The sequence below is a fragment of the Arthrobacter sp. ISL-69 genome (assembly GCF_018613775.1).
Taxonomy (GTDB): Bacteria; Actinomycetota; Actinomycetes; order Actinomycetales; family Micrococcaceae; genus Arthrobacter.
The window spans coordinates 239603-258338 of the sequence record NZ_JAGGPO010000005.1 but is presented as its reverse complement, the minus strand read 5'-3'; the positions used below and the strand labels follow the sequence as shown (position 1 = coordinate 258338).

17 protein-coding genes and 1 pseudogene are annotated in these 18736 nt (G+C 66.9%); 7 read left to right on the top strand and 11 right to left on the bottom strand.

Features of this window, described 5'->3' with window-relative positions:
- Nucleotides 1-75: 75 nt before the first annotated feature.
- Nucleotides 76-492, bottom strand: a pseudogene (locus tag J7I79_RS24110) (sulfonate ABC transporter substrate-binding protein); the annotation flags it as partial.
- 25 nt (nt 493-517) lie between these two features.
- Here J7I79_RS24110 and J7I79_RS02190 point away from each other — a divergent pair.
- Entirely contained in the window at nt 518-1369 is an 852-nt protein-coding gene (locus J7I79_RS02190) for a dipeptide/oligopeptide/nickel ABC transporter ATP-binding protein (protein WP_311380498.1), read from the top strand.
- A gap of 60 nt (nt 1370-1429) precedes the next feature.
- On the opposite strand, the gene J7I79_RS02185 is transcribed toward J7I79_RS02190, so the two are convergent.
- Nucleotides 1430-2035 (bottom strand): GAF domain-containing protein, encoded by a 606-nt coding sequence (locus J7I79_RS02185; RefSeq protein WP_214949652.1) that lies wholly within the window; start codon nt 2033-2035, stop codon nt 1430-1432.
- A gap of 276 nt (nt 2036-2311) precedes the next feature.
- On the opposite strand from J7I79_RS02185, the gene J7I79_RS02180 reads away from it, so the two are divergent.
- A complete protein-coding gene (locus tag J7I79_RS02180) occupies nt 2312-2896 on the top strand; it encodes a histidine phosphatase family protein (RefSeq protein ID WP_214949650.1) in 585 nt (194 codons plus the stop codon).
- A 45-nt stretch (nt 2897-2941) separates the two neighbouring features.
- Here the strand turns inward: J7I79_RS02180 and J7I79_RS02175 are convergent, their stop codons facing one another.
- On the bottom strand, nt 2942-3751 hold the full coding sequence (locus J7I79_RS02175) for a hypothetical protein (RefSeq protein ID WP_214949648.1): 810 nt from the start codon (nt 3749-3751) through the stop codon (nt 2942-2944).
- Nucleotides 3752-3995: 244 nt separating this feature from the next.
- Nucleotides 3996-4448 carry a DapH/DapD/GlmU-related protein gene (locus J7I79_RS02170; RefSeq protein ID WP_214949646.1) on the bottom strand — a complete coding sequence of 151 codons (453 nt, stop codon included), beginning with the start codon at nt 4446-4448 and terminating at the stop codon, nt 3996-3998.
- A 184-nt stretch (nt 4449-4632) separates the two neighbouring features.
- On the opposite strand from J7I79_RS02170, the gene J7I79_RS02165 reads away from it, so the two are divergent.
- Both J7I79_RS02165 and J7I79_RS02160 read left to right on the top strand, forming a co-directional pair.
- Nucleotides 4633-5520: an SGNH/GDSL hydrolase family protein gene (locus tag J7I79_RS02165; protein ID WP_214949644.1), complete on the top strand. Its 888-nt coding sequence runs from the start codon at nt 4633-4635 to the stop codon at nt 5518-5520.
- Between the two features lie 57 nt (nt 5521-5577).
- Nucleotides 5578-6204 (top strand): TetR/AcrR family transcriptional regulator, encoded by a 627-nt coding sequence (locus tag J7I79_RS02160; protein WP_214949642.1) that lies wholly within the window; start codon nt 5578-5580, stop codon nt 6202-6204.
- A 350-nt stretch (nt 6205-6554) separates the two neighbouring features.
- Here the strand turns inward: J7I79_RS02160 and J7I79_RS02155 are convergent, their stop codons facing one another.
- Nucleotides 6555-7844 carry an MFS transporter gene (locus J7I79_RS02155; RefSeq protein ID WP_214949640.1) on the bottom strand — a complete coding sequence of 430 codons (1290 nt, stop codon included), beginning with the start codon at nt 7842-7844 and terminating at the stop codon, nt 6555-6557.
- A 17-nt stretch (nt 7845-7861) separates the two neighbouring features.
- Nucleotides 7862-9082 carry a M20 family metallopeptidase gene (locus tag J7I79_RS02150; protein ID WP_214949638.1) on the bottom strand — a complete coding sequence of 407 codons (1221 nt, stop codon included), beginning with the start codon at nt 9080-9082 and terminating at the stop codon, nt 7862-7864.
- A 158-nt stretch (nt 9083-9240) separates the two neighbouring features.
- On the opposite strand from J7I79_RS02150, the gene J7I79_RS02145 reads away from it, so the two are divergent.
- Nucleotides 9241-10275 (top strand): Lrp/AsnC family transcriptional regulator, encoded by a 1035-nt coding sequence (locus tag J7I79_RS02145; protein ID WP_214949636.1) that lies wholly within the window; start codon nt 9241-9243, stop codon nt 10273-10275.
- 10 nt (nt 10276-10285) lie between these two features.
- Here J7I79_RS02145 and soxR read toward each other — a convergent pair whose 3' ends face one another.
- The gene (soxR, locus tag J7I79_RS02140) at nt 10286-10786 is read right to left on the bottom strand and encodes a redox-sensitive transcriptional activator SoxR (RefSeq protein WP_214949634.1); all 501 of its coding nucleotides are present in this window, start codon (nt 10784-10786) and stop codon (nt 10286-10288) included.
- Nucleotides 10787-10895: 109 nt separating this feature from the next.
- Between soxR and J7I79_RS02135 the strand changes: the two genes are divergently transcribed.
- A complete protein-coding gene (locus J7I79_RS02135; protein WP_214949632.1) occupies nt 10896-12353 on the top strand; it encodes an MFS transporter in 1458 nt (485 codons plus the stop codon).
- Here J7I79_RS02135 and cycA read toward each other — a convergent pair.
- Together cycA and J7I79_RS24105 are read right to left on the bottom strand one after the other, a co-directional pair.
- Nucleotides 12350-13840: a D-serine/D-alanine/glycine transporter gene (cycA, locus tag J7I79_RS02130; RefSeq protein WP_214949630.1), complete on the bottom strand. Its 1491-nt coding sequence runs from the start codon at nt 13838-13840 to the stop codon at nt 12350-12352. The genes J7I79_RS02135 and cycA overlap by 4 nt on opposite strands.
- 481 nt (nt 13841-14321) lie before the next feature.
- Nucleotides 14322-14459, bottom strand: a complete 138-nt coding sequence (locus J7I79_RS24105) for a hypothetical protein (RefSeq protein WP_251042266.1) — start codon at nt 14457-14459, stop codon at nt 14322-14324.
- Nucleotides 14460-14966: 507 nt separating this feature from the next.
- Here J7I79_RS24105 and J7I79_RS02120 point away from each other — a divergent pair.
- Nucleotides 14967-16874 (top strand): DEAD/DEAH box helicase, encoded by a 1908-nt coding sequence (locus J7I79_RS02120; RefSeq protein WP_214949628.1) that lies wholly within the window; start codon nt 14967-14969, stop codon nt 16872-16874.
- Between the two features lie 132 nt (nt 16875-17006).
- Here J7I79_RS02120 and J7I79_RS02115 read toward each other — a convergent pair whose 3' ends face one another.
- Both J7I79_RS02115 and J7I79_RS02110 read right to left on the bottom strand, forming a co-directional pair.
- Nucleotides 17007-17657, bottom strand: a complete 651-nt coding sequence (locus J7I79_RS02115; RefSeq protein ID WP_214949621.1) for an MBL fold metallo-hydrolase — start codon at nt 17655-17657, stop codon at nt 17007-17009.
- 21 nt (nt 17658-17678) lie between these two features.
- Nucleotides 17679-18689, bottom strand: a complete 1011-nt coding sequence (locus J7I79_RS02110; protein ID WP_214949618.1) for an aldo/keto reductase — start codon at nt 18687-18689, stop codon at nt 17679-17681.
- Nucleotides 18690-18736: the final 47 nt, after the last annotated feature.

Sequence of the window (18736 nt, the reverse complement as noted above, 5' to 3'; positions counted from 1 at the left end):
GCCGGGAAGTTCCGGCAGGTGCCTCTGGTGATTTGGTGCGCTTGTTCAGTTCTTCGGGATCAGTCCCTGGCTGACTTAATCCTTGCCTAGGCCGGCGGCGCTGACCTTGTCTCCGCCGGTTTCGGCGGTGACGCTGTTCAGGGCTGTGAGGTCGAAGATGCCGTTGAGGTCGGCCTGCTTGGTGGTGCCGGCGTCCACGCCGTCCTGGAGGAGCTTCTTGTAAGCTCCGGCCAGCGGATCCACCGTGAAGACGATGTTCTTCAGCGACCGCTCGATGACGTCCGCCTTCAGTTCGGCACCGGACGCGTCCTTCAGGGCAGCGTTGATGACAGTGGATTTCTCGTCCGCAGCAGCGGTGTTGAGCCACTTCACGGACCCGGTGTGGCCTTTGAGGAGTGCTTTGACGGTGTCCGGGTGCTCGGCAGCGAACTTCTTGTTCACGATCAGGATCGTGGTGGGGAACTCGCCCGGCTTGCCGGTCAGCGAGCCGTCTCTGACCACCTGCACCAAGGACCTCGTGAGGGCATCGGCCCTTCCCCCGGCGACTGCGCCCCAGGCCACCTCGTCGCGCACCATCCTGGACCTGCACAGTGTCACCAAGCGGTTCCGGTCCAACCGGCGCGGCGCCCGGCCCGCGTTGGAGGACGTGTCGCTCGATCTGAGAGAAGGCGAGATTCTCGGAATCCTGGGGCAGTCAGGATCGGGCAAGAGCACCCTGGCGCGGCTGATCCTCGGACTCGAAACCCCGGACAGCGGAAGCATCACCCGGTCCCTCGGCGGGAAGGACAACCCATCCGGAACCGCGGGCACGGACGTGCAGCTCGTCTTCCAGGAACCGCACGATGTGTTCGACCCCCGGATGAAGCTGCGCACCAGCCTGGAGGCTCCCCTGCTGCAGCGGCGGGACTGCAACGCGGAGGACCGCGCTGCGCTCATCGAAGGGGTGGTTTGCGAGGTTGAACTCGACCCTGCGCTGCTGGACAGGTACCCGAGCCAATGCTCAGGCGGGCAGCTCCAACGGCTCACCATCGCCAGGGCACTCCTGCTGGAACCGGCAGTCCTCATCTGCGACGAAGCCACGTCGGCCCTGGACGCGGTGACACAACGGAAGGTCCTGGACCTGTTGCTGCGCCTGCACCGCGACCGCCGGCTTTCCCTGATCATGACCTCCCACGACATGAACGTCCTGCGCTACATGAGCCATCGCGTGGCCGTGCTCTTTCAGGGCGCCCTGGGGGAAGTGGCGCCCACCGCCGAGTTCTTCGCCGATCCCCGGCACCGGCACAGCAAGGAACTCGTGGCAGCGGTGCTCCTTGTCCCCAAGGCGGCCCCGGCAGGTCACCACGTGGAAGAGATCCATGCCGTTTAGTGGCCACCGAAGTGAAACGCGCCCAGCTCGGCGCCCAGCTCGGTCTCAGCGGCGCTGACCTCACCCGGTCCGAGGGTATGGAGAAGTCACGGTCCCATCACGTACCACTGCCTGCAGGTACTGCATGGCCGATTCCTTGGTGAGGCCGTATTCGCGGATCAGGGACCATACCGCCAATTCGGTCACGGACAGAGGCGGTTGCGTGATGGCCGCCCCGGCGTTCCGCGCCAGGTCCAGCAGCAGCCGGCACACCCTGGACAGGCGTCGCGCGCAGGCTACCGCGTGGATGACATCCTCGCTGGAGAAGGCGTGCGGAGCGGCAGCGTAAAGTGTCAGCGCGGCGCTGAGCTCCCCCTCCACAAGAATGGGGACGGACAGCACCGATCTCACGCCCTGGCCGACGACGGCGGCGGAGAACCCAGGCCATAGGCGGTCGACGGCGGCATCGGGTATGTGGACGAATTCGCGGCTTGCCGCCGCGGTCAGGGCAGGACCGTCCGCGAAGGAGTTTTGAACGCCGTCGACCTCCCGTGCCTTGGCGGAGCCGGAGTCCCAGTTCCGGACTTCACCCGGGCCCACATGGGTGATGGCCCACAGGAAACCCCGGGCTGCGCCGCCGATGTCTTCAACGAACTCCTGCGCTGCATCGCTGAGGAATGTCTGCACATCGGGACTGTCCAAAACGGCGGACGGGAAAGCCGGTGGTTCCGGTTGACTGTTCGATGGGGTAGCTACCGCCATGTTCCACGCTCACATTAGGACGCTCCGGCTCACTGCAAAACCCTGTATGAAAAGCATATGACCGTCCCGGGCAATTGCCGCGGGTATTGCTCTCGCCCAGCAGCGAAGCCGTGGCAATCATGTCCTGCCCTACGCCGATCGGCCCGTCTCACGTAGCCGCAGTTTTCCGGGCCCGCCCGCAGTCAGGGCACAATGGAAAGCATGACCCTTACGACCTTCGCCCTCGTCCGCCATGGCCAGACGGACTGGAATGCGCAGCGCCGGCTGCAGGGTGCCACCGACATTCCGCTGAACGACGTCGGCCGCGGCCAGGCGAGCGACGCTGTCGCGGTCCTGTCCGGCTACGAGTGGGATGCCATCGTGTCCTCGCCATTGATCCGTGCCGCCGAAACCGCGGACCTGATTGCCTCCGGGCTCGGGCTCAGCGTGGCCCGGCGCGTGCCGGAACTTACCGAGCGTAGCTTCGGACCCGCGGAGGGCCTGCAGGCCGGTCCCGAACTGGACGCACTGCGTACCCCCGGCGGGTTCCGCGGCGCCGAAAGCGAGGACGAGGCAGCCAGCCGCGGGCTGGCCGCCCTGGACGCCCTGGCCGAGGAGTTCCGAGGCCGCCGCGTCCTGGTCGTCGCCCACGGGACGCTCATCCGCGTGACCCTCAGCCGGGCAATCGGCCGGACTCTGCAAAGCATCGACAACGCCGTGCTCAACTTGGCCCACCACCATGCCGTTGATGGCTGGCAGCTCGAATACTTCAATGGCGAGCGTGTTGTGGCTGCCGCCCGGGGCTGACCCGCATGCTCCCGCGCCTCAAAATTAGGGTAGGAGTCCCTCAAGCTATGGCTGGTAGTACTCCTCCGTCGGCGTGAAGCCCGCACGGTCCACCTTTCGGTGGTAGTGAACACCGGCGATGCCGCCCAGCACGGCGCCCACCAGGGCTGTGGCGGCCACGGCAATGACCGCGATAATGCCGCTCGTACTTAGCTGACCCTCGCCCACGGGAAGGCGGAGGAAGCTGTTGAGCGTGCTCAGCACATTGAGTTGCCCACCACTGATCATCGCCAAGAGGGTCACACCTGCGGCCACTATCACGGCCCACAACCACACCATGAGCCCCTGGCCGATGCCGTTGAACCGCGCCATCCGTCCTGCGACGTAGCCGCCGGAAAAATAGGCAAGGAAGGGGATCGTCAGGAGCACAATTACGCCTGTCATGCCGCCTGATGATGCTAGGCCGGCTTCCGCGGTGAGGTCCATTCCGGCCAGAAAGCCGGCCCTGCCGGCCGCCGTGACGGCAGCTGCCAGCAAAACGGCCATAGCCGTCGCGGTCAGCCAGCCGAAGAAGGCAGACCCGATCTTGATGCCGCCGAACCGCTCCTCTTCGCGGGCAACCACGGTTTCACGGGTAGCGGCGGCCGGGTCTTCCGTAAAGAAACCATCCATCGGTCCGTCGGTGGCATCGACGTACCCGGGGTCGTCATGGACGGCGTTCTCGCCATAGGGGACAACGCCGTCGGACTCTTCGTAATAGCCGTCGTCAGGACCGCGGTCAGAAGCGCGGTCATCCGGTGGGCCCAGCGGTTCGGGAACGTTATCCCCGACTCCGTCGCGTCCTTGACCGCCTACAGGATCCCTTGCGCTGCCCATCACGCATCCCCGCTTTCAATGTCCAACCAGTTCGTTCGCTGAACGGGCCAGTGCGGCGGACTGCTCAGGAATCCAGGATCGGTCACGGGCCGACGCCCCACAGGCGCTCCCCTCCGCTTGCGCGGCCGGGAGTATTACCCAAATTAGTCGCGCCGCGTGCTGCCCACGAGGGGCTTTCGGCCTAACTTGGACTTCCTCTCCGCTTCGCGCGGATTGGTGGCAGGCTCAGCGCAAAACAGCGGTCTCAGGCAGCCGTTCGAACCTTACGGTTGCCGTCCGAACGGGATTGTGATGACGAATTTACCGACGGCTTGCTTCTGGTCGCCACGTGGCTGCCCTGGGCAACAGTGGTGTCCCCATGCAGGCGAACCCCGTGGGTGATAACGGCACCTGCCCCGATCCGGGAGTGGCTGCCGATATGGACCCGGTTGCCGACGACCGCTCCCGGCCCGACGTACACAGCATCACCGATCACCACCCGGTGACCAATACGCGCCTGCCGGTCGATCCAGCTGCCGCCGCCGACGCGGCACCCCGACTCCACCCGGGCGCCAGCCTCCACATAAGCGGTCGAACTGATGAACGACGTCTCATGCACCTCGGCGCCGCGCCCGATCAGACCGCCACCGTTCGGGTGCCGGTGGTAGGTGATGACCTTCCCGGTGTCGTCTTCAACGGTTTCGATTTTCCTGCTCATTACCTTCCTGTCAATCCGGAGCAACCCATAACATCGGACACTCCTTTTAACACCCGAAACGGGACGTGCATTCCATGCGGAAATCACGGAGATCGCGGAAAAATGAATCAATTTTTCGGAACATACAGGCCGCGCCGATGGTTATTCACAAAAAGGGCTCAGGCTTCCCACAAGGAGGTGCAGGGTGACCGCGAATGACAAAGATCTGTCAGGACGCCGGCCCCACGGTGGTGTTCCTGGCGCCGGGTACGTGGTGGGTGCGAGTGCCCATCCGTGGCGCCGGTTTGTTGCGTTGGGGGATTCGTTCACGGAAGGAGTGGGCGACCCCGATCCGCGGAGTCCGGGCGGAGTTCGCGGCTGGGCCGATCGTGTGGCGGAGGAGCTGAGCACCGGTCATGAGGAGTTCGCGTACGCGAATCTTGCCGTACGCGGCTTGATGTTGGAGCAGATTCTGGAACGGCAAGTTGGGCCCACGCTTGCCCTGCAGCCGGACCTGATCACGCTTTCAGCGGGCGGCAACGATATGGTTCTCCACAACGGCGATCCGGACAAGCTGGCTGACAAGCTCGACGCCGGGGTGGAACTTTTGAGTTCTGCCGGCGCTACCCTGGTGCTCTTCACCGGGCCCGACTGGAGGTCTACGCCCGTTCTGGGCCGCAACCGGACGAAGATTGCGGTCTTCAACGAAAACATCCGCTCCATCGCGTCGCGGCACGACGCCGTGATCGCGGATCTATGGGGCCTGAGGACGCTCAGGGACCCGCGGATGTGGGACCAGGACCGCCTGCACCTCTCCCCGCTGGGCCACCACACCGTGGCAATCATGGTGCTGGATACGCTTGGCGTCCCGCACGGGCTCCGGCCGCTGGAACCCGGAGACCTGCCGCGTGGCAGCTGGCCCCAGGCCAGGGCAGGAGACCTGATGTGGGCACGCAGGTATCTCCTGCCGTGGGCGTGGCACCGGCTGCGGAAGCGCGTCGCCCTGGAGGAACTGAGGGCAAAGCGCCCTACGGCGGCCCCCGTGGATAGCACTGGGCAACCTGCCGCCGCACTGAAGATCCTGAACCAGTAGGTAGACAGGTCCGTCTGGCGAAGCGGTTCCTGGCACTGTCTGCCCATGAGGTGAACCATGGACGAAGCGAGCCGGCGCAGGGATGTGAGTCATCGCATCCTCACGATCGCGTCCGACCTGTTCTCCGCCGAAGGCCTGTACCAGGTCGGCATCAACCGCATCATTGCCGAGGCCGGCGTGGCCAAGGCAACCTTCTATAAGTACTCTCCGACCAAGGATGACCTGGTCCTTGCCTGTGTCGATGAGTTGGGCCTCGGCTGGGCGGCGGCCCTGAGGCAGGCGGCAGGCCCGATCGCCACCCACCCGGCCGACCAGCTGCTCGGCATGTTCGACGCCCTTTCCCGGGACGGGCACCCCGGAGATCACCGCGGTGCCGCGTTCCTGCGGGCCGCTGCCGAGATCCGCCCTGGTACCGCCGCCCACCTGAGGATTGCCCTGCACAACGCGCGGGTCCTGGACTGGATAACCCGGCTGGCCCGCCAGACGGGAGCCGGCGACCCCTGTGCGCTGGCCCGGTCGCTTGCGCTCATCCTTGAAGGGGGACAGGCGTACGAGATTACGTCTCCCGGCCCTGACACGCCCGACATTGCCCGGTCGGCCGCGCGGCAGATCATCCGCACCGCCATGCCCCGTCCCGCGCGGGTTACACGGCCGCAGGTCGCGGTCGCCCGGAACACCACGTGAGCCGGAACTTCACCTGAGGCTGCCGCCGCCCCGCAACGTTTCCACTACCAACGTTTCCGCTACGTCCCCGCGATGCGCCGGGCGTGCTCGGTCTCGGTCGGGGTCGGGTGGCCAGGCGTGCTTCCCCGGAATTCCCAGTGGCTCACCACGCCTTCCGGGCTGGTCACCGTGCCGGAGCGGAGCGCCCGGTCTATCCTCCGGCGCACCTCCCCCGCGGACGTCGCCGTCGGCCGCCATCCCGACGGTTGCCTCGTGTACAAAGGGTGCCCGCATGGCGCCATTCTCGCAGACACCGCGAAGGCCGGGCGACCAAGCCGCCCGGCCTTCGCCGGTTCACCCTGGAAACAGCGTCAGCCGCGCAGGTCCTTCCCCTTGGTTTCGGGAAGACTGAAGACGAATGCCGCGCTGATCAGCAGCAGCACCACGGCGTAGATGTTGAACAGGCTGGGCAGCTGAAGCGTGGTGCCAAGCCACTGCTGCAGGTACGGCGCGGTTCCGCCGAACACTGCGACGCAGATCGAGTAGGGGACGCCGACACCCACGGTGCGGATGCTGGTGGGGAACAGTTCGGCGTAGACGGCCGGAACAATGGCCGCGCTGGCGGCGATGAAGACGAGCATCACAGACATGCCGACCGCCAGCTGCCACGCGGAATCCTTCAGCAGCCAGGTCATGGGGAAGTGCATCACGGCCGAGCCGATGGCGCCGGCCCAGAGGACCTTCTTGCGGCCGATCCGGTCGGACAGCTTGCCCCAGAACGGCAGAGCGGCAATGAACACGATGTTGCCGATCACGCCGGCCCAGAGCGCTTCACCGCGGTCGATCTTGAGTGCGGTCGTGGCGTAGCTGGGGGCCACCACGCCCCAGATGTAGTAGATCACGGTCAGCCCCACGGTCAGGCCGATCACCTGAAGGGCCTGCTTGCGGTGCCGCACGATCTGGGGCCAGATGGGCGCCCGCTTCTCCGTCGCGCTCTCACCCTCGAACACGTCCGTCTCGTGCAGTTTCGACCGCATGATCAGGGCGTAGAGGCCCATGGCGGCGCCGATCAGGAACGGGATCCGCCAGCCCCAGGCGTTCATCACTTCGGTGGTCAGCGCCATGTTCAGAACGGCGCCCAGGAGGGTGCCGAACAGGATGCCCACAGTGCCGGACGTGTAGATCAGCGTGGCCCAGAACCCCCGGTGTTCCCGTGGTGCCATCTCGGAAAGATAAGTTTGCGACGACGGCAGCTCGCCGCCGTGCGCCAGGCCCTGAACCAGCCGGGCCACCAGCAGCATGAGCGATGCCCACGCCCCAACGGCAGCGAAGGTGGGCGCAATGCCGATCATCAGGCTGCCCAGGGACGCCAGGCCCACGGCCAGGGTCATGGACGCCTTGCGGCCGATCCTGTCCCCGATCCAGCCGAAGAGGAAGCCGCCGAAGGGACGTGCCACGAAGCCGACGGCGAAGATCGCCAACGTGGACAGGACCGCAGACGCCGGGTCCGCCTTGCTGAACAACTGGCTGGCGATGAACGGCGTAAAGGTGGCGTAGATGGCCCAGTCGTACCATTCGACGGCGTTACCGATGCCGGTGCCGATGATGGTTTTCCTGGTGGCGGTGCGGGCCGCGAGCTGCGGGCTGACGGTGGTTGTCATGGTGTTCTCCAGGGTTCTCAGGACCGGGCGGCCAGGGTGGCGATGCGGGAGAGTGCCAGTTCCGCGTACAGTGCGGCGCCGTCGGCGAGGACGCCGTCGTCGAACGTGGCATAGGGGGAGTGGTTGAACGCTGCGGCGATATGGTCGGCGCCAGGCGGCACGGCGCTGAGGCCGATAAAGGTGGAGGGGACCTCGTTCATGACGCGGGAAAAGTCTTCCGAGCCGCTCAGCGGCGTGGCGAAGCGGGTGTGCCGGCCTTCGCCGAACAGCCCGCGGATCACGTCCTCCGCGGTGTTGGTCTCGTCCACGTCAGTGACGCTCAGCGGGTACTCGGCGCGGTATTCCACATCCACATCCAGGCCGTGCGCGGCGGCGATGCCCTTAATCAGCGCGGGGACCGAAGTCATCATCTTGTCCCGGGATTCCTCGGAGAACGTGCGCACGGTGGCTTCGATCCTGGCGGTTTCGGGGATGATGTTCCGCTTGGTCCCGGCCTGCAGGACGCCCACCGACAGCACTACGGGATCGAACATGTTGAACTGCCGGGTGATCATCACCTGCAGCGCGGTGACCATCTCCGCCGCCGCGGTGACCGGGTCCTGGGCCGAGTGCGGCGCCGAACCGTGGCCGCCGGCCCCCAGTACAGTGACGAACAGCCCGTCGGAGGCACTCAGCATGACGCCGGGCCGCGTGCAGAACTTCCCGTGCGGTTCCAAAGCGGAGAACACGTGCATGCCGTACGCGGCATCCACGCGCCGTCCGGCGGCGTCCAGGACGCCTTCCCGGATCATGTGGCTCGCGCCGTCGAAGCCCTCCTCGCCCGGCTGGAACATCAGGACGACGTCGCCGGCCAGTTCGTGCCGGCGCTCGGCCAGGAGCGTGGCGGCGCCGGCCAGCATGGCGGTGTGGAGGTCGTGGCCGCAGGCGTGCATGGCCCCGTCGATCTTCGAGGTGTACTCGGCGCCGGTCTTTTCCTGGACCGGAAGGCCATCCATGTCCGCGCGGAGCAGGACCGCCGGCTTGGCGGGAGAGCCGTGCGGTGCGCCGCCGCGCAGGACCGCAGTGACCGACGTCGTGCTCTCGCCGAGGGTGATCTCGTACGGCAGCCCGTCCAGCGCCTTCAGCACCTTTTCCTGGGTCCGCGGAAGATCAAGGCCGATTTCCGGCTCCTGGTGCAGCTGGTGCCTGAACCTGGCAAGGTCCCCCTGCAGCTCCTTGGCGTCGGTGATGATCGGCATGCGTGCTCCTGATCTTTCGGCGGGCCGGCAGCGGTTCTGCGGCTCCGGTCTCCAGTCTGTCGTGACACACTTCACAGACAGCCAAATGGCTGGAAAAATGCAAATAGAGACTACTGACCGCAGGATTCGCGCAGCGGACGGGGCAGGGAGAGGGATAAATGGAACTCAGCGAGGAGGACCTGGCGCTGATCAACGCCCTCCAGATTGCACCGCGGCTGAGCTGGGCGGACGCCGCAGAGGTCTTGGGCGTCCACGCCACCACGCTGGCCGCACGCTGGGAGCGGCTGCGCACCGCCGGGGCGTCCTGGGTCACCGCCCACCTGATGGGCGACCCGCAGCAGATGTGCCTGGCGTTTGTGGACGTGGAGTGTGAGATGCACCGCCGTGATGATGTGACGGAGGCCCTGGCGGCAGTGCCGGAAATAGTCACCGTGGACGAGGCAGCCAGCAACCGTGACCTGATGCTGACGGCGATCACGCAGTCCCTGGAGGAGTTCGGCACCGCCGTGGCCGCTCGGCTGAAGGACATCGACGGGCTCGTGAAGTACCAGACAGCGCTGTGCACGCGCCTGCACACGGGCGCCTACTCCTGGCGGCTCAACGTCCTGGACCGTGCGCAGGTGGCGGCGCTGCGGGCGAAGGCGGGACCTGAGGCCGCGGGGTCCGCTCCGCCCCTGTCCCTGCGGGAGCCGCTGCCCGCCAGCCACTTGGACCTGCTGCCCTTCCTGGCCCGGGACGGCCGGGCAACGGCAGCGGACATCGCCCGCGCCCTGGGACGGCATCCGGCCACGGTCCAGCGGCAGCTGAACCGCGTGCTGGCCAGCCGCGTGCTGTCCTTCCGGTGCGAGATCGCGCAGAAGTATTCCGGGTTCCCGGTGACGTGCCAGTGGTTCGCAAATGTTCCGCCCGGTCAGCATGATGCCGCGGCGGCCGAGCTCCGGGGGTTCCGCAACGTCCGGCTGGCCGCCTCCACCACCGGGCGGACCAACTTTGTGATCATCATGTGGCTGCAGTCGGTGGCCGACGTCCTGACCGAGGAACTTGCGCTGCAGCAGCGGATCCCGGGGATTGAACTCGTGGAGAGCGTGGTGATGCTCAGCAGCGTCAAGCGGGTGGGCTGGATGCTGAACCCGGACTCGACGGCGACCGGCGCCGTCGTTCCGTCGGTAGGGTTGAGCCTTCCGTCGGGTTAAGGCTGGACGCTTAGGCGTCCGGACCTTCGGAATCCCCGGTGTCAGGGTCCCGCGAGCCGGGTTCCCAGCGCCGGGGGCCCGTGCCGCCGTCGCCCAGCGTGTCCTCCGGGTTCTGCAGCCGGCAGGCCTTCAGGCTGAGGCAGCCGCAGCCGATGCACCCGTCCAGGTCGCGCCGCAAATGCTCCAGGGCGGCGATGCGCGCGTCCAGTTCGGAGCGCCACAGCCGCGAAAGCCGGGACCAGTCGCGCTTGGTGGGGGTCCGGCCTTCAGGCAGGGAATCCAGCGACGCCCGGATCTCCTTCAGCGGGATGCCGACCCGTTGGGAGACCCGGATGAACGCGACGCGCCGCAAGGCGTCGCGGCGGTACCGCCGCTGGTTTCCGGAGGTCCGTTCGGAGGAGATCAGGCCGTTGCGTTCGTAGAAATGAAGGGCCGACGGCGCCACCCCGCTCCGTTCGGACAACTCACCGATGCTCAGGGCATGGTGTGCTCCGCCGACAAGCTGTGGCATGCTTCCCCCTAGGCTTTCCCCAATGCTGTAACCGACCGCCGAGCGTCATTTCCGCATCCCCGGGCGGCACCTTGACCTCAACCTTAGTTGAGGTCCTACGGTAACGTCCATGACTATTGATCAGGCCACCACCGTGCAACGAAGCGCCCCCTCATCCGCCCCGGCGACCGCAGGAATCCTGCACCGCCACTACCTCCTGGTGACGTCCGGCGCGTGCGCGCTGGTGTTCCTGGCAGCCTTCGAATCCCTCGCGGTGACCACCATCATGCCGCTGGTCAGCCGTGAGCTGGACGGCGCCGGGCTATACGCCCTGGCCTTCGCCGGCCCCCTCGCCACGGGTGTCATCGGTATGGTGGCGGCCGGCAACTGGTCGGACCGCCGCGGGCCCGTCGGGCCGCTCTACGCGTCGGTGGTCATGTTTGTGCTTGGCCTGCTGATCGCCGGCACCGCGGGAAGCATGGCCGTCCTGGTGGCCGGCCGGCTGGTGCAGGGACTGGGCGGCGGTGCCATGACCGTGGCCCTGTACGTTGTGGTGGCACGCGTCTACCCGCCGGTGCTGCACCCGAAAATCTTCGCCGCCTTTTCCGCGGCCTGGGTGATCCCGTCCCTGGTAGGCCCCTTCGCCGCCGGAATCGTGGCGCAGGCGGCCAGTTGGCACTGGGTGTTCCTGGGCGTGGTGGGGCTGGTTGTTCCGGCGCTCCTGATGATCGTGCCCGCTCTGCGCGGGCTGCACGGCCGTCCCGCAGCGGCTGAGGCCTCCGCAAAAACTGACGGACCGGAGGCTAGTGCGAAGACCAGGCGGTGGTCCTACGGCCGGCTCGCCTGGGCCGCCCTCGCGGCGCTCGCCGTCCTCGGCCTGAACCTCTCCGCGCAGGTCCCGGTAGCGGGCGGCGCGCTGGCGGCAGCCGCCGTCGTGATTGCACTGGTGGCGGTGCGCCCGCTGGTGCCCCGCGGCACCCTGCTGGCCCGGCGCGGGCTGCCGAGCGTCATTCTGGCCCGCGGGCTGGTCTCGGCGGCGTTCTTCGGGGCGGAGGTCTACCTGCCGTACCTGCTGGTGGAGCGCTACTCCTATTCGCCCACCTTCGCCGGGCTGACCCTCACGTTCGGTGCAATTGCCTGGGCCGGAGCTTCCGCGGTCCAGGGCAGGCTCGGTACGAAGCTAACCCACCGGCTGGCCATCGTGATCGGATCCGCGATGGTGCTCGGCGCCGTCGTCCTTGCCCTGGTGACCACCGTCCTGGGCTGGCCGGCCGCCGTCGCGATCGCCGGCTGGATCTTCGCCGGCGGCGGCATGGGGCTGATGTATCCGCGCCTGAGCGTCATGACACTGGCCATGTCCACACCGGATACCGAGGGCTTCAACAGTTCGGCCATGTCCATCTCCGATTCCCTCGGCGGTGCGCTGGCCCTGGCCACCACCGGGATCGTGTTCACAGCATTAAGCACAACGACGACGGCGGGCGGTGTGTCGGGCGCCTCCTTCGCGGGAGTGTTCGCCCTCACGGCCGCCATCGCCGTCGTCGCTGTGGTGGTGGCGCCGCGGGTCGCGGCGCGTCTAACGTCCTAGCTCAGGGCGCTGACTTTTGCTTTGTCCGAATCAGACTCAGCCTTCCACTCTGCGATCCGCGCCTGCTGGAGCGGCGTCTTCCGGTTGAAGTGCCAGGCCGCGCCCAGGATCAGGAACCAGAGGGGCGCCACGAACAGGGCTAGGCGGGTGTCGTCGGCCTGGGCCAGCGCCACGAGCATAAACACGAAGAACGCCAGCACCACGTAGGGCATGAAGGTGCCGCCGGGCATCTTGAAGGCGGATTCTGCGTGCAGTTCGGGCCGGCGGCGGCGGAACACAATGTAGCTGACCAGGATCATGGACCAGACGAACATGGTGAGCACCGAGGCAACCGAGGTGACCACAGTGAAGGCGCCGATGACGGAGTCGCCCGAGTAGAGCAGCACCAGGCCGGCCAGCAGGAAGATGCAGGAGAACAGCAGGGCGTTCTGCGGAACCTTGCGGATGCTCAGCTTGCCGAAGGCCTTCGGGGCGTTGCCGTCCTGGGCCAGGCCGTAGACCATGCGCGAGGTGGAGTAGATGCCGGAGTTGGCGCTGGAGGCCGCGGAGGTGAGGACAACCAGGTTGATCACCACTGCGGCGATGCCCAGGCCGGCCAGGGTGAACATGCCGATGAAGGGGCTGCTTGCGGCGTCGATGCTCCGCCACGGGTTGACCGCCATGATGACCACCAGGGCGCCGACGTAGAAGAGCAGGACGCGGATGGGGATGGAGTTGATGGCCCGGGGCAGGTTCTTCTCCGGGTCCTTGGTTTCGGCCGCTGCGGTGCCCACGAGTTCGATGCCCGCGAAGGCGAAGATGGCGATCTGGAATCCAAGGATGAAGCCGAACATGCCATGCGGGAACATGCCGCCGTCGTTCCACATGTTGGCCAGGTTGGCCACAGCGCCGTTGGGGGAGGTGAAGTTCGTTGCGAACATCACGATGCCGGTGCCGATCAGCGCCACGATGGCCACCACCTTGATGATGGCGAACCAGAATTCTGCTTCACCGAAGGCCTTGACCGTGGGGAGGTTCAGCAGGATCAGCACCACGGGGGTGATGAGCGCCGGGATCCACAGCGGGGTGCCGGGGGCGAGCTTGTCCACGTACCCGGCGATCGCCACAATGTCCGCCACTCCCGTGACAACCCAGAAGAACCAGTAGGACCAGCCGGTGAAGAACCCGGCCCACGGACCCAGGAGGTCTCCGGCGAAGTCGCTGAAGGACTTGTAGTTCAGGTTGGAAAGCAGGATTTCGCCCATCGCCCGCATCACAAAGAACAGCATGAATCCGATGATCATGTAGACGAAGATGACGGAAGGGCCGGCGAGGGAAATGGTCTTGCCGGAGCCCATGAACAGGCCGGTTCCGATGGCGCCGCCGATGGCCAGCAGCTGGATGTGGCGGTTGCTCAGCGCTCGGGCAAGGTGCGGTTCCTGGCTGTGGCCTCCGCTGGTTGGTTCCGTTGCAGTGTTCATGGCAACCGTGGTGGTGCGTTCAGACATCAGTGCTTCTTTCCTTGTCACAAGCGGACTGCGTTGCTGGCTGACTGCTCTGGGAGCAGGCAGCCGCACCGCCATCCGCACGGAGCCGCCACAAATGTGACGGAGGTAACAGTTGGGGGTGTGGATTAAGACTAGGGGCAACTTTGCGGCCTTTTCCGGCGGGGCAGGAATGCTTTCCGTTCGGGGTATTGACCGGATTCCGACGGCGGCGGTCCGGAACGGTGCACTGCTCGGCCGGGGTGGGAAAGGGCGTTCATCGGCACGTTGCCGGGCTGGGTGGCCATGGCGGAGCCTCCTGGTTCCGTGCCCCGGAAAGGGCTATTGCGCCGCCGTCCGCGTCGATTGCTCCTCGACAAACGTCGAGCGTCAGAGCATCAATTGTAGTCTCTTGTTGGACGTGAAAATGGCCCCTGCGCTGGACCTGGCTGGTAATGCAGCCGCCGCGGCGCGCCGGGTTCCAGCTCCGGGGCTGGCCGTCCGATCAGCCCTTGCCGAGCCCGTCCTGGAGCTTCTGCGCCGCTGACGCGAAGTTGCCGCTGATGCTAGCGCCGCCGATTCCGGCCGCTGCGTCGTTGGCGGTCTCCGCGGCTTTTCCGAGCGGGGCCAGGGCCTGCTCCACCCGGCCTTCGCGGTGAAGTTCCCCGGTGCCGTTCAGCCGGCCTGCTTGCTCCCCGGCGCCGCCGAGGTGGTGGATACGACGTTGCGTCCCTTGTCTTCGAGTCTCATGGGATGTCCTCTGTATTGGTTCCGGTTGGTAGTGATGCGGATCCGAGTGGAGAGTGGATGGACCGGCGGCATGGACCGGCAGCACCTCCAGGCGGGCCGGGAAACGGGAACAACTGTCCGCGGATGCTAGACTGGTGGAACTTGATGTGCAGTGATGCCCACTTTGATTCGGTTCATCAACCGGGTCCCCCAAAGGATTTGTCCGGCAGGGAGTGGGTTTTTTTCATGTGAGAGGCACATCCTGCGTCGATGAACGCGTTCTATTTGGTCCCGGCTTCCGCCGCCGCAAGGTTGGCAGCAGCCCGGTTGATCACCTGACTTTTCTTCGGCGAACCCCTGGGCCAACCGGCACCGGGGGCCGATATCCGCATGGATACCGCCTGAAAGACCTTTGAAACACATGACTACTTTTGCTGCCCTCGGCACGCCCAAAGCACTCGCCGACACGCTGACCGCCCAGGGAATCGTTGAACCGTTCCCCATCCAGGTCAAGACCCTTCCGGACACCCTGGCCGGACGCGACGTCCTGGGCCGCGGCCGCACCGGCTCCGGCAAGACCATTGCCTTCGCAATCCCGCTTGTAGCACGACTCGCTGAGCGGGAAGCCAAGCACTTCCGCAAGCCCGGCCGCCCGATGGGCCTGGTCCTTGCGCCGACCCGCGAGCTGGCCACCCAGATCAACGCCACCATCGAGCCGATGGCCAAGGCCATGGGCCTGACCACCACCGTGATCTACGGCGGCATCTCCCAGGCCCGTCAGGAAAAGGCCCTGCGTGCCGGCGTTGACATCGTCATCGCCTGCCCGGGACGCCTGGAGGACCTGATCCGCCAGCGCATCCTGACCCTTGAAGGTGTCGAGATCACCGTTCTGGACGAGGCCGACCACATGGCCGACCTCGGCTTCCTGCCGGTCGTCAAGAAGCTCATGGACATGACCCCCAGCCAGGGCCAGCGCCTGCTGTTCTCCGCCACCCTGGACAACGGCGTGGACAAGATCGTCCAGCGTTACCTGTCCAACCCGCTGACCCACGCTGTGGATGAATCACAGGCCGCGGTGACCACTATGGAACACCACGTGCTGGTGGTCAACGACCAGACCGTCAAGAAGCAGCTGATCGTTGAGCTCGCCTCGGGCGCCGGCCGCCGTGTGCTCTTCATGCGCACCAAGCACCATGCACGCAAGCTTGCCAAGACCCTGACGGACGCCGGCATCCCCGCCGTCGACCTGCACGGCAACCTCTCGCAGAACGCCCGTGACCGCAACCTGGCCGAGTTCTCCTCCGGCGAGGTCCGCGTCCTGGTGGCCACCGACGTCGCGGCCCGCGGTGTCCACGTCGACGACGTCGAACTGGTCATCCACGTGGACCCGCCCACAGAGCACAAGGCATACCTGCACCGCTCCGGCCGTACGGCCCGCGCCGGTTCCGACGGCACCGTGGTCACGCTGACCCTCCCGGAGCAGCAGTCCGACGTCAAGAAGCTGATGAAGGCCGCCGGCGTCGAGGTCAACTTCGAGCGCGTCACCGCCAACTCCCCGCTGGTTGCAGAACTGGTGGGTGAAATGGCCGACAAGATCGATCCGCGCACCCGCGCCGCACTGCTGGCCGCCAAGTCCAACCAGGGCGGCGGCACCTCCACCGGTGCAAACGCCGAGCGCAAGCGCGCCCGCCGCTCCACGCAGGCCGCACCCACTGCGGGTGGCCGCGGCGGACGTGGCGGACGCGGCCGGGTTTCGACCGGGGCTCCCCGCACGGATCTTGCGCGTTCCGAGCGCCGCGCCGTGGCCTACGAGGGCCAGGCCGCTGCCCGCAACGCCGCCGAGCGCGTTGCCGAGAAGAACCAGGACCGCGCCGACGCCGAGCGCGCCGAGCGCCGCAATGCACGCGGCCGTGCCCGTTCCACCGCATACTCGCACCACAACGATGTTCCCGCAGCAGGCGGCCGTGCATCGGCCGGCCGCGGGTCTGACGCACGTGCCTCCGACGCCCGGGGCGACGCTCGCGGCGGCGCAACCCGCACCAGCGCACCCCGTGGTGGTGCGCCCCGCAGCGGCGGTGCACCCCGCACCGGTGCGGCAACGGGTGGCCAGCGCGGCGGACGTCCGGCAACGGGCCAGCGCGCCGCTGCCGGCGCCAAGTCCGGCTCAGCCGGCGGCAACGCTGCAGTCTGGTCCTCCAACACCGGCGGCACCTCGGGCGGATCCTACTCCGGCGGCGGCAACGGCCGCTCCGGCGAAGGCCGTCCGGCACGCAGCGGCGGTCCCCGCCGCGCCTCAGCTCCGGCGTCGAACGAACGCCGCAGCCGCTAACACTCGTGGCTCGCTATGTAAAGTAGCTGGCGATACGCAAAATGCCGGCCGCTGCGGGTATATCCGCAGCGACCGGCATTTCGCGCAGCGCAAACCACGAAGCGCAGCGCCAGCCTGAAAGCGTAGCTAAAGCTACCAGCCGCGGGCGCGCCACTCCCGAATGTGCGGACGCTCGGCACCGAGCGTGGTGGGCTTGCCGTGGCCCGGATGGACCACAGTGTCGTCGGGATAGACGCCGAACAGCCGCTCGCTGACATCGCTGATCAGCTGGGCGAACCGTTCGGGATCGTTCTGCGTGTTGCCCACGCCGCCCGGGAACAGTGAGTCGCCGGAGAAGATGTGCGCAGGCCCTTCCGGGTCCTGGTACACCAGCGCCACGGACCCCGGGGTGTGCCCCCGGAGGTGCACGGCGGTCACATCGAAGCCGTCGAAGTTGCCCACGTCCCCGTGGTCCAGCAGCACATCCACCGGTACCGGCAGCTCGGGGGCGTCATCCGTCCCGGCCGCCGTCTTTACCCCGGTGGCCTCGACCAGGCCCGGCAGCGCACGGACATGGTCCCAGTGCTGGTGGGTGGTGGCAACCAGCGCCAGCTTCGGCGTCGCGGAGGTATCCGCGGCGGCGTCGGCAAGCAGCGCCTGGATGGCGGCCAGATCATCGGCCGCATCGATCAGGAGCTGCGCGCCGGTTGCCTTGCTGGTCAGCAGATACACGTTGTTGTCCATCTCGCTGACCGAAATCCGGCGGATGGTGATGTCACGCAGGTCGTGAATGAGGGAATCCATGGGCTTCAGTCTACGGAAACCCTATTCACGGCCTTGGGACACCCAGTTGGGGTCCGCAGAGCGGGAGCCGACGACGGCGTCCGCGGCGGAGTCGAGCGTCTCCAGTTGCGCCGGGGTCAAACTGAGCGCCAAGGCGCCCAGGTTCTCGTCTATCCGTTCCGCCCTGCGTGTGCCCGGAATGGGAACCACGGCCAGGCCGAGCTTTTTGCCCTGGGCAAACAGCCAGGCGAGCGCCACCTGGGCGGGAGTTGCAGCCCGCCCGGCAACGCTCAGCTCGTCGGCGACAGCCTGCACGGCGGCCACCACTCCCTGGTTGGCGTCCGCGGCATCGGCAGCGAAGCGCGGGATATTGCGGCGGAAGTCGCCGCTCCCGAGTTTCGAAGCGTCCACCGTGCCGGTGAGGAATCCCCGGCCCAGCGGTGAATAAGGCACAAAACCCACCCCAAGCGCGGCTGCCGCGGGAACAACGTTGCGTTCCACATCGCGGCTCCAGATGGACCATTCGCTCTGGACCGCGGCGATGGGGTGGACGCTGCTGGCCTCCCGCAGCTCCTCGGACGTCACTTCCGACAGGCCGAGGTGCCGCACCTTGCCTTGCTGCACCAGCGCCGCCATGGCCTCCACGGTTTCCACAATCGGAACGCGGAGGTCCCGGCGGTGCATGTAGTACAGGTCAATGGTGTCGGTGCCCAGGCGGCGGAGGCTGGCTTCTACAGCCTGTTGGATGTAGGCGCGGTCGCCGCGGATGTCGGTGTAGCCGCTGCCGGGGGTGCCCACGAGCCCGAACTTGGTGGCCAGCTGGACGTCGCCCCGGCGGTCCTTCAGCAGTTTGCCGATCAGTTCCTCGTTGCTGCCGCCACCGTAGATATCCGCGGTGTCGATGAAGCTGACCCCCGCGTCCACCGCATGATGCAGGGTCCGCAGTGCCTCGCCCTGGTCCACTCCGCCGTAGACCGGGGTGAGGGCCATGCCGCCGAATCCCAGGGGACTGACGGTGAGGTCGTCGCCGAGGTGGACTGATGGTGCAGTCATGATGCGCTCCGTTCGCTGTGAATCTGTTTCCCTGCCAACAACCGCGG